Origin of the sequence: Roseateles sp. (assembly GCF_036486225.1) — a bacterium.
Lineage (GTDB): Bacteria > Pseudomonadota > Gammaproteobacteria > Burkholderiales > Burkholderiaceae_C > Roseateles.
Genome location: NZ_DASVNZ010000268.1, coordinates 1 through 13,645, shown reverse-complemented (window position 1 = coordinate 13,645; position 13,645 = coordinate 1). Strand labels below are relative to the sequence as shown.

Here is a 13,645-nt window from a genome sequence, read left to right as displayed (position 1 = left end):
GTGCTGATCACCTCGCGCGACCGCTTCGCGTCGCTGCGGGCGGTGCTGGCGGCGTGCCCGTCGGTGCGGCACGTCGTGGTGGTCGATCCGGCACCGGATACGGCATCCGGTGCGTCCGCCGACGCCTCGTCCGAGGCCCCGAGCTTCACCTGGCACCGCTACAGCGACCTGCTCGACGCCCCGGCGCAGACGGCGCATCGCGTCATCGACACCGACATGGTGTCCATCCTCTACACCTCCGGCTCGACCGGCCGCCCCAAGGGCGTGGTGCTGTCGCACCGCAACATGGTGGCGGGGGCGAAGAGCGTCGCCAGCTACCTCGGCAACCGGCCGGAGGATCGCCTGCTTGCCGCGCTGCCGCTGTCCTTCGACGCCGGTTTCAGCCAATTGACGACGGCCTTCCACGCCGGCGCGTCGGTGTCGCTGCTGAACTACCTGATGCCGCGCGACGTGCTCAAGGCGCTGGAGCGCGACCGCATCACCGGCCTGACGGCCGTGCCGCCGCTGTATATCCAGCTCGCGCAGCTGGAATGGCCGGCCGCGATCGACCAGCAGCTGCGCTACTTCGCCAACACCGGCGGGCGCATGCCGCGCGAGACGCTGAACCTGCTGCGCCAGCGCGTGCCGTCGGCCCAACCCTTCCTGATGTACGGCCTGACCGAGGCCTTCCGCTCGACCTACCTGCCGCCGGAGGAGGTCGACCGCCGGCCCGATTCGATCGGCAAGGCGATCCCGAACGCCGAGATCCTGGTGCTGCGCGAGGACGGCACGCCCTGCGCCCCGGACGAGCCCGGCGAGCTGGTCCACCGCGGCGCGCTGGTCGGGATGGGCTACTGGAACGACGCCGAGAAGACGGCCGAGCGCTACAAGCTGCTGCCGCTGGGCGCGGCCGGCCGCGAGGCCGGACTCCAACTGCCCGAATACGCCGTGTTCTCCGGCGACAACGTCCGTCAGGACGCCGAAGGCTTCCTGTACTTCATCGGCCGGCGCGACGAGATGATCAAGACCTCCGGCTACCGCGTCAGCCCGACCGAGGTCGAGGAGATCCTGTACGCGACGCAGCTGGTCGGCGAATGCGTGGCCTTCGGCGTCGACCATGCGACGCTGGGCCAGACCATCCAGGTGATCGCGACACCGCCGGCCGGCGCCGACGCACTCGACAGCGCCGCCTTGCTGGTGCAGTGCAAGGCCCGCATGCCGGCCTACATGATTCCCGCCGGCGTCGAGGAGAAGGCCGGCCCGCTGCCGCGCAACCCCAACGGCAAGATCGATCGCAAGCTGCTGAGCACCGAATGGGTGGCGAAGCAGGAAGCCCAGTGAGTGCGCTGAAAAACGCGCTGAATGAAAACCCGGTGACGAATCCGTGAGCAACGACGACAAGACCCCCGCAGCGCTGCCCAAGGCCGCGCCGCAACACGCGCCCATGGACCAGTTCACCGCGCGCGACGGCGTGCTGCAGATCGGCGGCCAGCCGCTGACGCGGCTCGCGGACCGCGTGGGCCGCACGCCGTTCTACGCGTACGACCGCGCGCTGCTGACGCGCCGCGTCGAGGAACTCCGTGCCGCGATGCCCGCGAAGCTGGAGCTGCACTTCGCGATGAAGGCCAACCCGATGCCGGCGCTGGTGGCGCACCTGGCGACGCTGGTGGACGGCATCGACGTCGCCTCGGCCGGCGAGCTGCAGGTCGCGCTGGACGCCGGGGCCGACCCGCGCGAGATCAGCTTCGCCGGTCCCGGCAAGAGCGTGCTGGAGCTTAAGCAGGCGCTGGCTGCCGGCATCCTGATCAACCTCGAATCCTTCCGCGAGGTCGAGCTGCTGCGCACGCTGTGCGCGGAGACCGGCTACGCGGCGCGCGTGGCAGTGCGCGTCAATCCGGACTTCGAGCTGAAGTCCTCGGGCATGAAGATGGGCGGCGGTCCCAAGCAGTTCGGCGTCGATGCCGAACAGGTGCCGGAACTGCTCGCGCGCATCGGCGAGGCGGGTCTCGGTTTCGAGGGCTTCCACCTCTTCGCCGGCTCGCAGAACCTGAAGCCGGAGGCGATCGTCGAGGCGCAGCTCAAGAGTTTCGAGCTCGCGCTGCGACTGGCCAAGGACGCGCCGGCGCCGGTGAAGGTGCTCAACCTCGGCGGCGGCTTCGGCATCCCGTATTTCCCGGGCGAGCAGCGCCTGGACCTGACGACCATCGGCGCCAATCTCGCCGCGCTGATAGCGCGCGCGGCGATCGAGCTCCCGCAGGCCAAGCTGGTCGTGGAGCTCGGCCGCTACCTGGTCGGCGAGGCCGGCGTCTACGTCTGCCGCGTCGTCGACCGCAAGGTCTCGCGGGGTCAGGTCTTTCTCGTCACCGACGGCGGCCTGCATCACCACCTGGCGGCCTCGGGCAACTTCGGCCAGGTGATCCGCAAGAACTATCCGGTGGCGATCGGCAACCGCGTCGGCGGCGAGCCCGAAGCCGGGGTGTCGGTGGTCGGGCCGTTGTGCACGCCGCTGGACCTGCTGGGCGAGCGCATGACGCTGTCGCGCGCCGAGCCGGGCGACCTGGTCGTCGTCTTCCAGTCCGGTGCCTACGGCATCACGGCCAGCCCGCAAGGCTTCCTGAGCCACCCCGGCGCGGCCGAGGTCCTGGTGTGAGTTCCGCCCCGCGCCTGGCGCAGCTCGATGCCCTGCGCGGCATCGCGGCGCTGGCGGTGGTGCTGTTCCACTACACGACGCGCTACGACCAGCTCTTCGGCCACGCGCAGGCGCCGGCGGTTTCGTTCCCGTACGGGTACCTGGGCGTCAACCTGTTCTTCATGATCAGCGGCTTCGTCATCTTCATGACGCTGGAGCGCACCGCGCGGCCCATGGACTTCGTCGTCTCGCGCTTCAGCCGGCTCTACCCGGCGTACTGGGGCGCGATCCTGCTGACCTTCGCGCTGACGCATGCGATCGGACTGCCCGGCAAGACGGTGGGCTGGGACGTGCTGCTGGTCAACGTGACGATGGTGCAGGGCTTCTTCGGCGTGGCGCATGTCGACGGTGTGTACTGGACGCTGGAGGTCGAGCTGCTGTTCTACGCCTGGGCGCTGCTGAGCTTCCGCGTCGGCGGCGCGGCGGGGCTGCGGCACTTCCTGTTCGCGTGTCTGGCGCTGCGGCTGGTCTACGCCGCCGTGCAGGTCTTCTGGGGCGCCGACCTGCCGTGGATGGGGCAGCGATGGCTGCTGCTGCCCTACATCTGCTGGTTTGCGCTGGGCGTGACGATCTACCGGCTGAGTCGCCAGGACGCGGCGTCCGCCTGGGACTGGGCGCTGGCGGTGGCGGCGGTCCTCGTGATCGGGCTCGTCGAGGACTGGGGCCTCGCGGCGCTCGCCGTGGCTTTCTATGCGGTGCTGTCCGGTGCCGCGCGCGGACGCTGGACCTGGCTGGAGCACCCGGTGCTGCTGTGGCTGGGAGCGATCTCGTACACGCTGTACCTGCTGCACGAGAACATCGGCTGGGCGGTGTTGCGTCGGCTCGAATCGTGGGGCGTGGAGGTGCACCTCGCCATCGCGCTGACCATGGCCGTGTCGATGGCGCTGGCGCACGGACTGACGACGCTGGTGGAACAGCCGGGGATGCGCTGGATCCGCGACCGCTACCGCGCGCGTTCGCCCGGGTCGAAGGCAGCGCCAGCCGGGGGCTGATCGCAGGGCGGAGACAATGCGCGCTCCCCCTCCAGCCGACGACGCTCCTGATGACCGAAGAACGGAAGAATCCCCTGATCCCGCTGGCGATCGGCGCGGTGGCGCTGCTGTCGTGCGGCGGCATGATCGCAGCGGGCGTGGCGATGCTGCGCAACGGCAAGCCCTCGACACCCGCGGACGACCTCGCGCAACGGATCGCCGCCATCCACGACATGCCGGTGACGGCGCCTGACTGCGGCACGGTCTTCAAGAACGAGCAGCCCGTGGTGATCGTGGTGATGGGCCAGTCCAACGCGGCGAATCACGCCGACCCGATCCCGCCGGCGGCCGTGCCGGTGCCGCCGATGCCGGTGCTGCACCTGGGCGGCTGCGGCCTGGCCAGTTCGCCGGTGCCGGGCGCGACGGGCACCGGCGGCAGCCTCTGGCCGGCCGTGAACCAGGCCCTGGGCGGGCGCTGGCAGGGGCACCCGATCGTGTGGGCGGTGGTGGCGGTGGACGGCAGCTCCATCGCCGAATGGACCGACCCCAACAGCGCGCTGCGCGCCTACTGGCAGACGCAGATGGACCGCATCAAGGGCACTCGCTGGCCGGTGGCCGCGGTGCTGTGGCAGCAGGGTGAGGCCGACGCGCGCGACCGCACGGCGATGGCCGACTACCGCGACGCCCTCGCGGCGCTGCGGGCGGGCGTGGCCGCGCGGGGCGTGGACGCGCCGTGGTGGATCGCGCGTTCCACGTATTGCCCGCCGGCCGACGGCGGCCAGGTGCGCGAGGCGGTGCGGGAGCTGCTCGCGATCCCCGACAGCGGCTTCCGCGCCGGACCCGATACCGACACGCTCAGCCTGCCGCTGCGCAACGGCTGCCACTTCACCGTGGACGGCACGGCACGCGCGGCGGCGTTGTGGGCGCAGACCTTGAAGCCGGCGGCGACGGGACGGTAGACCTGCCGCGGGCGCAGGCGCGGATACGGGTATCGTCGCCAGTCGCGACGGGCGGAACACCGCCCGCGCGATACCACGCCCAGGGAGGGACGATTGAACGCACGCCGACTTGCCCCGTTGCTGGCCGCCATCCTCGCGGTGCCGGCCCTGTTCATGGCGATGTCCGACGCCATGGCCGCCGAGGACGCGAACCGCTGCCGCATCGAGACCATGAGCATCCCGGTGCGGCTGGTCGACCGCCGACCGGTCGCCACCCTCCAGCTCAACGGGGTCGCCGTGCCGATGCTGGTGGACAGCGGCGCCTTCTACAGCTTCCTGAGCGCCTCCACGGCCCAGCAACTGGGTCTGCCGCTGCGCAAGCCGCCGTCCCACCTGGAGGTACGGGGCGTCACCGGTCCCGTGCAGGGCCTGCGCGTCACGACGGTCAAGAGCGTGCGCCTCGAAGAAGCGGAGCTGGAATACATCGAGTTCCTCGTCGGCGGCAGCGAGATGAGCGCCGGCATCATGGGCGTGCTGGGCCGCAATTTCCTGTCCATCGCCGACACCGAATACGACCTGGCGCACGGTGTGGTGCGCCTTGTCTTCCCCAAGGGCGACTGCGACAAGACGTCGCTGGCGTACTGGGCCGGCGACGCGCCGGTGATCGAGGCGCCGATGCTGAGCTACAGCCGGTCCGACCGCACGGTGCGTGTCGAGGTGCAGGTCAACGGCCGCAGGCTCGAGGCGGTGATGGACACGGGCGCGACGAATACCGTGCTGACCTTGGGCGCGGCGCGCAAGGCCGGCATCGAGGAGAAGGGCCTGACGCCGGCGGGTCGCACAAGCGGGGCGGGCGCGGACCTGGCGCAGGCCTGGCTCGCGAACGTGGAGCGTTTCGAGTTCGGCGGAGAGAAGATCCGCGACAACCGGCTGCTGGTGACGGACGTCAGCAGCCGGGACAGCGACATGCTGCTGGGCCTGGACTACTTCCTGGCGCACCGGGTGTATGTGTCGCGCCTGCAGGGCAAGGTCTACGCGACCTGGAACGGCGGCCGGGTCTTCCCGCCGAGCCGGCCGGGCAGCGAGGCCTACAACGCCAGCTACGCGGCAAAGGCCGACGAGATTGCGCCCGACGACGCCGACGGCTTCGCGCGGCGGGGCAATGCGTCGCTGGTGGCGGGCGATGCGCAGCGCGCGTTGGAGGACCTGGACCGCGCGATCCAGCTGGCGCCGGCGGTGGCGGGCTACTTCGAGTCGCGCGCCCGGGTGCGGATCGCGCTGAAGCAGGGGAAGGCGGCGCTGGCCGATCTGGACGAGGCCCTGCGCCTGGATCCGGCGATGGCCGAGACGCGGCTGCGCCGGGTGCCCTTGCGCCTGGCGTCCGGCGACCGCGAGGGCGCGGACGCGGACCTGAAGGAACTGGACGCGAGCTTGCCGCCGGCATCGAACCTGCGCGCGTCGATGGCGGTGAATTACGCGCGGCGCAATCTGGTGCCGGAGGCGATGCGCCAGTTCGAGCTCTGGATCGGCAGCCACCCGAGGGACTTGCGCCTGGCCTCGATGCTGGCGGAGCGCTGCTGGCTGCGGACGCGGCTGAACCTGGAGGCGGACAAGGCGGTCGACGATTGCAAGTCGGCGATCGACCGGGACGACGACGAGGCGGCGTACCGCTGGCAACTGGGCTGGGCCTGGCTGCGGCAGGGCGACGCGTCGCGGGCGCGCAGGGCCTTCGACCAGGCGATCGAGAAGAAGCCTTCCGCCTGGGCCTTCTACGGACGGGGCGTGGCGCTGACCCGGCTCAACGAGGCGGACAAGGCCCGCCAGGACCTGGAGGCCGCGCGCAAGCTGACGCCGGCGATCGATGAGAACGTGAAGAAGGCGGGGTTTGCTGCCTTGGTCGGCACGATGGCAGCGACGACATCGGAGTGACAGGACACCTCGCGTTCGACGTACCCCGAGCGGATGACGCTAACGCTCGAACGTTTCCAGGAAGCGTCGTGCTTCGATCTCGATGATCTCCTTCATGCCGCCGACCTTGGCCACGAGGGGGGTCAGGTCGTTCAAGGTAGTCAGCACGATGGTGGCCAGCTCGATCACACGGGCCTTGATCTGGGCCCGGGTCATGTTGCAGGCCTGCCCAAACTCGAGCAGGCCGAGCCGCGACGCGAAAAAGCTCTTGTTGCCGTCCAGATTGAGCGCGAGGTTGTCCTCCCGGATGTAGACCCGTGTGCACACGATGTCGTACGCGGGCGCCATGCCGACCTCACCGGAGATGCGGTCGTACAGGACACCGAAATTCTTCAGATGCGCGTCTCCATTGCCCAGAATGCAGGAGAGCACGACCATGTCGAACAGTTGCTGGACGGCTGGCCTCACGAGGCGAGGCGCGCAGAACAAGGTCAGGAGGCGTCGTATCTGCTCGTAGGAGCCGCTGTATTTCTGGTCAGGCGCTTTCCCACTCAAGGACAGCATGTCTTCGAAGCCGAGGACGCGGCCATCGGCGGGTCGATCGAAGCGACGCATGATGAAGAGTTCGCCGTCGTTCGACAGGAAGAACTCAGGGACCGGCACGCCCGCGCGTTGGACGGCGGTCATGCACACGAACTCGTTGATCGACAGGCCGGGGAATTCGCCCAGACCGGATTTGACGATCAAGTCGGAGGTCGACAATGCCGCCTTGAATTCCGGATCCATGCTGCCGCGTTCCGGAACCAGCACCTTGGGCTGCACGCCGCTGATGCCGCTACGCATCACGTAGTCATCGACGAGTCGAGCGAACAGCTCTCGTGTGCCGCGGGCGGCGAGGAGGTCGGCGAGGCGTTCCCCTTCGCCAGGTTCGCGCGGGGACGGCTGATCGTGTCCTGCCAGGGTATAACGAAGCCTTCCGATCGGCGCCTGGGATCCGATCACGCTCAGCAGCAGCAGGGGGTCGAGCCCCGCCGTCTTCGCCAGCCGGTTGCGCAGCTGTTCCAGCACGAACCCTTCCGGAAGATTCATGTGGAAGACCGGATGCAAGGTGGGCTGTTCGTAGGGGCGGGCCCGCAGCGGCATCGTGAGTGCGGGTGCGTGCTCGGCCGTTGCTTCGGCAGTGAACGTGAACAGGTAGTTCCCGTCGCGGCGGACGTGCCCGGAGAGTCCCTCGGGTGTGAAGACGGCGAGTTGTTGAGCGCCAGCGCGAACGTCGATCATTCGTCGTCCTCCAGCAGCTGACGGATCTCATCCAGCGTGGGGCGCTGTTGCGGCACGACGCGCATCTCTGCGCCCATCGCAGCAGCCACGCGTGCATACGCAGCGACGGAGACGCCGGGCTTGGCCGCCTCGATCTGGACCACTTTCAAGCGAGGTACCCCGGCCAACTGGGCCAGGTCGGCCTGGCTGTGTCCACGCTCCAGCCGCATGGCCTTCAGGGAGTGAGCCAGGTGAATCAATCCGGTTTCGTAATCCGCCATGAAGTATTGAATTCGATACTTTGTTTGTGACAAGTATGGTATTCAATACATTGCAAGTCAAATCAGCGTTGAAAATGGCCTGTTCCAGGCGGGATCAGGCGTTCAACGCCGGATCTCCCCAACGCTCCACCCTCGCTGCATAACACCCCCGCTTCGCGAAATGCACCTGGAGGAAGCTCACCTCCGGGTGGGCGAAGAGGCGTTCGATGAGGGGCTCGACGCGGTCGCCGTCGACGAGATCGGCGTCCACCATCATCCCCGCCGGGTCGAACGCCCGGACCGACAGCATCCGCCCGCGCAGCGCCTTCGGCACCTCGTTGATGCGGTCGAAACGCTCGGCGTCGGCCTCGCGGACGTAGATCGCGTGGGTGCCGCGGTAAGGCGTGCCGGCGTCCAGGTACACGTGGTTGAGCAGGAGCACCGTCTCGCCCGGCGCGGCGTCATCGAGCGTGACGCGGTCCGGCGCCGAGCGCGGACTGTCGATGCGAACACGCAGGGCGCCGCGCTCGCGCAGGGCCGCGTCGCTCATGCCGAACATCGGGCGGAAGGGGGCCGGGTCGAGGCCCAGGATGCGGAAGTCCATGTGAGCGCGGCGCGGCGGCCGTCCAAGTAGTGGATGTGCTCACAATAGGGAAGCAGTCGGCCGCGGTCGCGCCGTTTCCGGACGTGGAATTGCACGCCGCCTTGTCGCCTTAGCGCTTGGCCGCCCTTCGTCCTGGGGGCTGGTCCGGCCCGCGGGTTCGCGCGATCATGGGTGTTCATGCGCGCGCGATGCCGCGCCGGAGGATTGCATGCCGACCCATTGCCTCGCCGATTCGGAACGCCTGTACGGCCGCTGGCAGCGCATGCTGGAAGTCCTCGCCCAGCAGCTCGACATGCCGGTCGCGATGATCAACCTGGTCGACGGCAGCGACCTCGTCTTCTTCGGCGTGCGCGACGAGCAGCAGCGCTTCCCGCGCAACGGCCGCCTCGAGCTGGCCGTCAACAGCTACTGCGCCAACGTGATCCGCCGCGGCGAGCACCTGCTCGTCGGCGACGTCCGCCGCCTGCCCGCGATCGGCGACCGCAATCCGACCGCGGCCCTCGGCCTGGTCCACTACTACGGCGAGCCGATCCGCGATGCCGAAGGCACCGTCGTCGGCACCGTCTGCGTGATGGACGAGCGCCCGCGGGAAACCTCCTCGGGCGTGCGCATGCTGGTCTCCCTGATGCGCGATGCCATCGAGGACGACCTGCGCACCTGCACCGAGGTCGAGCGCTTCGAGGCGCGTCATGCCGAGCTGAAAACCTCGGCGCGTCGACTGCTGGACGCGATGACCCGTTCGGGCTTGGGCGAGGCGAGGGCGCTGGAAGCGCTCGGGTTCAGCGCCGACGATCTGGAGAACCACCAGCGGCTGGCCCAGCTCGCGCAACCGGCCCAGTCCAGTCCGCCGGCCTGATCGGCCTGACCGACCGCAACTGCGGTTGCGGCTGGCGCGCGTGGGATCGACCGGAGCCTACGCGGGAAGCTCGATCGTGAGCCACGGCCAGCGCCGCTGGTACGACGCCGCCTTGCCTTCGAAGAGCGCGCGATGCGGCACCAGCGGATTCATCGCCAGCACGCCCCGGTACAGGTCCTCGAGACCGTACGGCGCATAGACCTCGCCGGGCCGCACGCCGACGCAGGTCGACGGCACGAGGAAGCGCTCGATGCCGTCGCGCGAGCTGTGCAGCGGCTGGTACGGTTCACCGAAGTCCTCCTCGTACCAGAGGTGCACGCGCGCCTGGTTGGCGGCTTCGATCGTGATGCCGAGGTCGCCCAGCACCGCGTCCGCGCGGGCCTGGACGCGGCGCTCGGCCTCGGCGCTCAGGTCGTCCGGATCGAAGTAGAAGAGGTCGTAGTCCTTGATGTCCGTCGTCGGCGGCCGGCCATCCCGCAGGTTCCAGACGGTCTGGAACAGGCAGCCCGCCACCAGCCAGCCGTCGGGCAGCGCCAGCGCCTCCCAGCGGTCCAGGATCGCGCGGTTGTTCGGGTTGGTCAGCAGGTCCGCGATGAAGCGGTCCTGCAGATTCAGCGAAGGAGGTTCGAAGGGCATCGTGCCATTCTGGCCGCGCCGACTGAGGCGCTCCGGTCAGTGGAATCCCTCTCTGGCGGTGGAAACGCTGAAGTCCCTGCGCCTCAACGTCCTGTCGTGCGCAGCTCCGCCGCCTCCGGCAAGCGCACCATCTCCGGCACGCTGACGACCACCAGCGCCTGATCCGGCGACAGCGAGGCCAGCTCGATCGACTCACCCGCGTTCTCGCGGCGCACGCCGGGCTCGCGGGTCTGCGCGGCCCGGCAGGCCGTCTCGTTGGCGCAGACGATGATGCGCAGCCAACGGTCCTGGTGCCGGATGCGCACCTCGGCCTGGTCCCAGTGCACCGGCAGGCAGGCCGTGACGCGCAGTCTTCCCTGTTCGACGACGACGCCGCAGATCGACTCCAGCGACGCCCGCAGCAGCCAGCCCGCCGAGCCGCTGTACCAGCTCCATCCGCCGCGCCCGACCCAGGGCGCGTGCGAGTAGATGTCGCCCGCCATCACGTAGGGCTCGATCGCATAGATCGGCCCCAGTCGCGGATCGGCCCAGCGGTGCGCCGGGCTCAATCCCGTGTAGACCTGCCACATCGTGTCGCGCTGCCCCAGCCGCGCCAGCGCCATCAGCGACCACACCGCCGCGTGGTTGTACTGGCCGCCGTTCTCGCGCACACCCGGTGCGTACGACTGGATGTAGCCCGCGCTCGGCTGCGCCATCGCCAGCGGCGGATGCAGCAGCCGCGCCAGTTTCGCCACCGGGTCGAGCAGATGCGCGCAGGCACTCGCCATCGCCTGGCGCGCATGCGCCGGATCGGCCGCCGCGGTCAGCACCGCCCAGCTCTGCGCGATCAGGTCGATCTTGCACTCCGCGTTCTCCGACGAGCCCAGCGGCGAGCCGTCGTCGAAGAAGCCGCGCCGGTACCACTGGCCGTCCCAGCCGGGACCGTCCAGCGCGGCGATCCAGCCGTCGCGCGCCGCCTTCCAGCGTTGCACGCGCTCGTGCTCGCCACGTGCCGTGGCGATGGGCGCGAAGTCCTCGATCACCTGCGCCAGGAACCACGCCATCCAGACCGATTCGCCCTTGCCCTCGTGACCGACGCGGTTCATGCCGTCGTTCCAGTCGCCGGTGCCGAACAGCGGCAGACCGTGCTGCCCGCTGCCCAGGCTGCGGTCGATCGCGCGGGCGGCGTGCTCGTAGACCGAAGCCATCGGGCCGTCGGTGCGCGGGCTCTCGTAGATGTCTTCCGCGCCTTCGGGCACCTGCTGCCCGTTGAGGAAGGGCACCGCGTCCTCCAGCAGCGTCAGGTCGCCGGTCCGGACCAGGTAATGCGCCAGCGCATACGGCAACCACAGCCGGTCGTCCGAGAAATGCGTGCGCACGCCCGCGCCGCCCGGTTCGTGCCACCAGTGCTGCACATCGCCTTCGGGGAACTGGCGTGCCGCGCTGCGCCGGATCTGGTCGGCCAGCAGCTGCGGCGCGACGTCCGTCAGCGCCATCGCGTCCTGCAACTGGTCGCGGTAACCGAAGGCACCGCCCGCCTGGTAGAAGCCGGCGCGCGCCCACATGCGGCAGACCAGTGTCTGGTACGGCAGCCAGTGGTTGGTCAGCGCGTCGAAGCGCGGATCCGGCGTCGATACCTGCAGACCGCCCAGCAGTTCCGGCCATTGCCGCCGCTGCCGGTCCAGGCGCACGGCGGGATCGACCTTCCAGGCCGCTTCCATCAGCGCATGGGCGGCATCCGGCGACGGCGCGTGGCCCAGCAGCACCGTCAGTTCCGCCGGCTGCGAGGCGTCGAGCTCCAGCCGCGCGGACAGCGCGGCGCAGGCATCGAGACCGCTGCCGCTGCGACGGCTCAAGGTCTTCGGCAGCACCATACGGCCGGCGCTGTCGAAGAACTCGCGCCGGTCGCAGGTCCAGTCCTGCTGGTCGAGCCGCACGCGAACCTGACCGGCGTCGCCGCCGGTCGCTCCGCCCGTGCCGCCGCTTCCGATGCCACCCGCGCCACGCGCATCGCCGCCGTCGCCGCGTTGCCGCGGCCGGATGCACAGCGCCGCCGTCGCGTCGCCGAAGCCGCCGAGGTGGTCGAGCTGCGTCGCTTGCAGTGCGAGCGCGCGTTCCGGTTGCGGCAGTCCCTCGCCGAGTTCGCCGACTGTCAGCCAGTCGTTGTGCGTCGTCACCGAGAGGCGCTCGCTGCGCGCGCTGCCGAGTTGCCATTCCGCCAGCGCGACCAGCCGCAACCGGCGGCGCGATCGGGCGCCCGAGTCGATGCGCACCTGCACCTGCTTCACCGAAGCGTCGCGATCCACGCACCAGCACAGCTCGACCTGCAGGTCGTCCAGCCGCTGCCGGCTGCGCGAGTAACCGATGCCGTGCTCGATCGACAGCGGCGCTTCCCGTCGCAGTTGCCGACCCAGCGGCCACACGCGGTCGTTGTCCAGGTCGTGCAGCAGCAGCCACTCGCCGGGCGGGTCGATCAGCGGATCGTTGGACCACGGTGTGACCTGGTGCATCCGGCTGTTGCCGGCCCAGGTGTAGCCCGCGGCGATCTCGGTGACCTGGCAGCCAAAGTCGCGATTCGCCAGCACGTTGACCCAGGGCTTGGACGGATGCCGGTCCGGCGACACCTCGAAGGAGAAGCCGCCGTGGTCCGGATCGAAGCGGCCTTCCGGTGGACGCGGCGTCGCTTCGGGGCGAGGGCGCTCGGCCAGCGCGTGCGCCACCGGCAGACGCTGCGATTCGTTGGTCGGCGCCGTGTCCTCGATCCAGCGTTCGAGCTGCTGCGACAACGGACGGCCGTCGGCCTGCAGCCGCAGCCGCGTCAGCGTCTGCAGCGTGAAGCGCTCGTCGGGTTGCAGGTCGCCGTCGCGCAGCACGTGCAGCGCTGAGCACAGGTGTGCCGGCCGCCCTTGCGCCTGGCCCTGGAGCCGCGCCTGCAGGGCCTGCAGCGCCTGTTGCACCGGCGCGTTGTACGAGGACGGTTCCTCGTTCAGCACGACGAGGTCGACGCCGACCGCATGTGTGGTCCACATGCGCAGCGCCTTCTTCAGCGATCGGATCAGGTCGATGCCTTCTTCGCCGGTGACGGTGACCATGATGATCGGCCGGTCCCCGGAGATGCCGAAGCGGTACAAGGCGCGGCGGTCGCAGCGGCCGCGCGGCTCGCGGACATGCGCGGGCTCGCGGACCGCCTGGCCGGTGATCAGCGTGTTGAGCTGCAGCAGCGCACCCCAGGTGGCCGTGTCGAACTGCAGCTCGCGCAGCCGGATGCCGCCCATCGTGTGCGACATCGACGCGGAGCGCTCCACGTGCGCCGGCTGGCGGTACTTGTCGACCAGCGCCCGCAGCAGGTCGCCGTCGCGCGAGGCCGCCGTGCAGAAGGTCAGCCGCACGGTCGCGCCCGGCGCCAGGTCCAGACCGACCCGCAGGCCGGCGACCGGATCCAGGCCGGTGTCGAGCAGCCGGCCCGGCTCGCCCGCCGCCGTCACGTCGGCCTGGTCATCGACGAACTCCGGCCGCGCGTCGCCGACCGGCCGCGTCGTGCTGCCGTAGCGGCCCAGCCAGCGCG

11 protein-coding genes are annotated in these 13,645 nt (G+C 69.9%); 6 read left to right on the top strand and 5 right to left on the bottom strand.

All coding sequences use genetic code 11. From position 1 onward, the window contains the following. From VF536_RS17780 to VF536_RS17760, 5 genes are all read left to right on the top strand, one after another. Positions 1–1,320 (top strand): acyl-CoA ligase (AMP-forming), exosortase A system-associated (locus tag VF536_RS17780; RefSeq protein ID WP_331616193.1); only part of this gene is annotated, 1,320 nt, incomplete at its 5' end. A gap of 103 nt (positions 1,321–1,423) precedes the next feature. Then, the gene (locus tag VF536_RS17775; protein ID WP_331616194.1) at positions 1,424–2,629 is read left to right on the top strand and encodes a pyridoxal-dependent decarboxylase, exosortase A system-associated; all 1,206 of its coding nucleotides are present in this window, start codon (positions 1,424–1,426) and stop codon (positions 2,627–2,629) included. Then, entirely contained in the window at positions 2,626–3,660 is a 1,035-nt protein-coding gene (locus VF536_RS17770) for an acyltransferase (RefSeq protein ID WP_331616192.1), read from the top strand. The genes VF536_RS17775 and VF536_RS17770 overlap by 4 nt, the downstream gene beginning before the upstream one ends. 50 nt (positions 3,661–3,710) lie before the next feature. Then, positions 3,711–4,598, top strand: coding sequence for a sialate O-acetylesterase (locus VF536_RS17765; RefSeq protein ID WP_331616191.1), 888 nt, complete (start codon positions 3,711–3,713; stop codon positions 4,596–4,598). Positions 4,599–4,691: 93 nt separating this feature from the next. Then, positions 4,692–6,506, top strand: a complete 1,815-nt coding sequence (locus VF536_RS17760; protein ID WP_331616190.1) for an aspartyl protease family protein — start codon at positions 4,692–4,694, stop codon at positions 6,504–6,506. A gap of 39 nt (positions 6,507–6,545) precedes the next feature. Here VF536_RS17760 and VF536_RS17755 read toward each other — a convergent pair whose 3' ends face one another. The 3 genes from VF536_RS17755 to VF536_RS17745 form a co-directional block, all read right to left on the bottom strand. Next, complete coding sequence (locus VF536_RS17755) at positions 6,546–7,766, bottom strand: type II toxin-antitoxin system HipA family toxin (RefSeq protein ID WP_331616189.1); 1,221 nt, start codon at positions 7,764–7,766, stop codon at positions 6,546–6,548. Further along, positions 7,763–8,026 (bottom strand): helix-turn-helix domain-containing protein, encoded by a 264-nt coding sequence (locus tag VF536_RS17750; RefSeq protein ID WP_331616188.1) that lies wholly within the window; start codon positions 8,024–8,026, stop codon positions 7,763–7,765. Before VF536_RS17750 ends, VF536_RS17755 begins: the two co-directional genes overlap by 4 nt. Positions 8,027–8,120: 94 nt before the next feature. Further along, positions 8,121–8,609, bottom strand: coding sequence for a DUF1203 domain-containing protein (locus VF536_RS17745; RefSeq protein ID WP_331616187.1), 489 nt, complete (start codon positions 8,607–8,609; stop codon positions 8,121–8,123). A 208-nt stretch (positions 8,610–8,817) separates the two neighbouring features. On the opposite strand from VF536_RS17745, the gene VF536_RS17740 reads away from it, so the two are divergent. Continuing rightward, on the top strand, positions 8,818–9,465 hold the full coding sequence (locus tag VF536_RS17740) for a GAF domain-containing protein (RefSeq protein ID WP_331616186.1): 648 nt from the start codon (positions 8,818–8,820) through the stop codon (positions 9,463–9,465). 57 nt (positions 9,466–9,522) lie between these two features. On the opposite strand, the gene VF536_RS17735 is transcribed toward VF536_RS17740, so the two are convergent. Continuing rightward, positions 9,523–10,101: a nucleotidyltransferase family protein gene (locus tag VF536_RS17735; RefSeq protein ID WP_331616185.1), complete on the bottom strand. Its 579-nt coding sequence runs from the start codon at positions 10,099–10,101 to the stop codon at positions 9,523–9,525. Positions 10,102–10,184: 83 nt separating this feature from the next. After that, the coding region (locus VF536_RS17730; protein ID WP_414710405.1) for a GH36-type glycosyl hydrolase domain-containing protein at positions 10,185–13,645 on the bottom strand (3,461 nt) is incomplete at its 5' end.

Coding starts and splice junctions, on each gene's coding strand:
- VF536_RS17735 (WP_331616185.1), bottom strand. CDS start 10,101: ATGCCCTTCGAACCTCCTTCGCTGAATCTGCAGGACCGCTTCATCGCG.
- VF536_RS17740 (WP_331616186.1), top strand. CDS start 8,818: ATGCCGACCCATTGCCTCGCCGATTCGGAACGCCTGTACGGCCGCTGG.
- VF536_RS17775 (WP_331616194.1), top strand. CDS start 1,424: ATGGACCAGTTCACCGCGCGCGACGGCGTGCTGCAGATCGGCGGCCAG.
- VF536_RS17755 (WP_331616189.1), bottom strand. CDS start 7,766: ATGATCGACGTTCGCGCTGGCGCTCAACAACTCGCCGTCTTCACACCC.
- VF536_RS17765 (WP_331616191.1), top strand. CDS start 3,711: ATGACCGAAGAACGGAAGAATCCCCTGATCCCGCTGGCGATCGGCGCG.
- VF536_RS17750 (WP_331616188.1), bottom strand. CDS start 8,026: ATGGCGGATTACGAAACCGGATTGATTCACCTGGCTCACTCCCTGAAG.
- VF536_RS17745 (WP_331616187.1), bottom strand. CDS start 8,609: ATGGACTTCCGCATCCTGGGCCTCGACCCGGCCCCCTTCCGCCCGATG.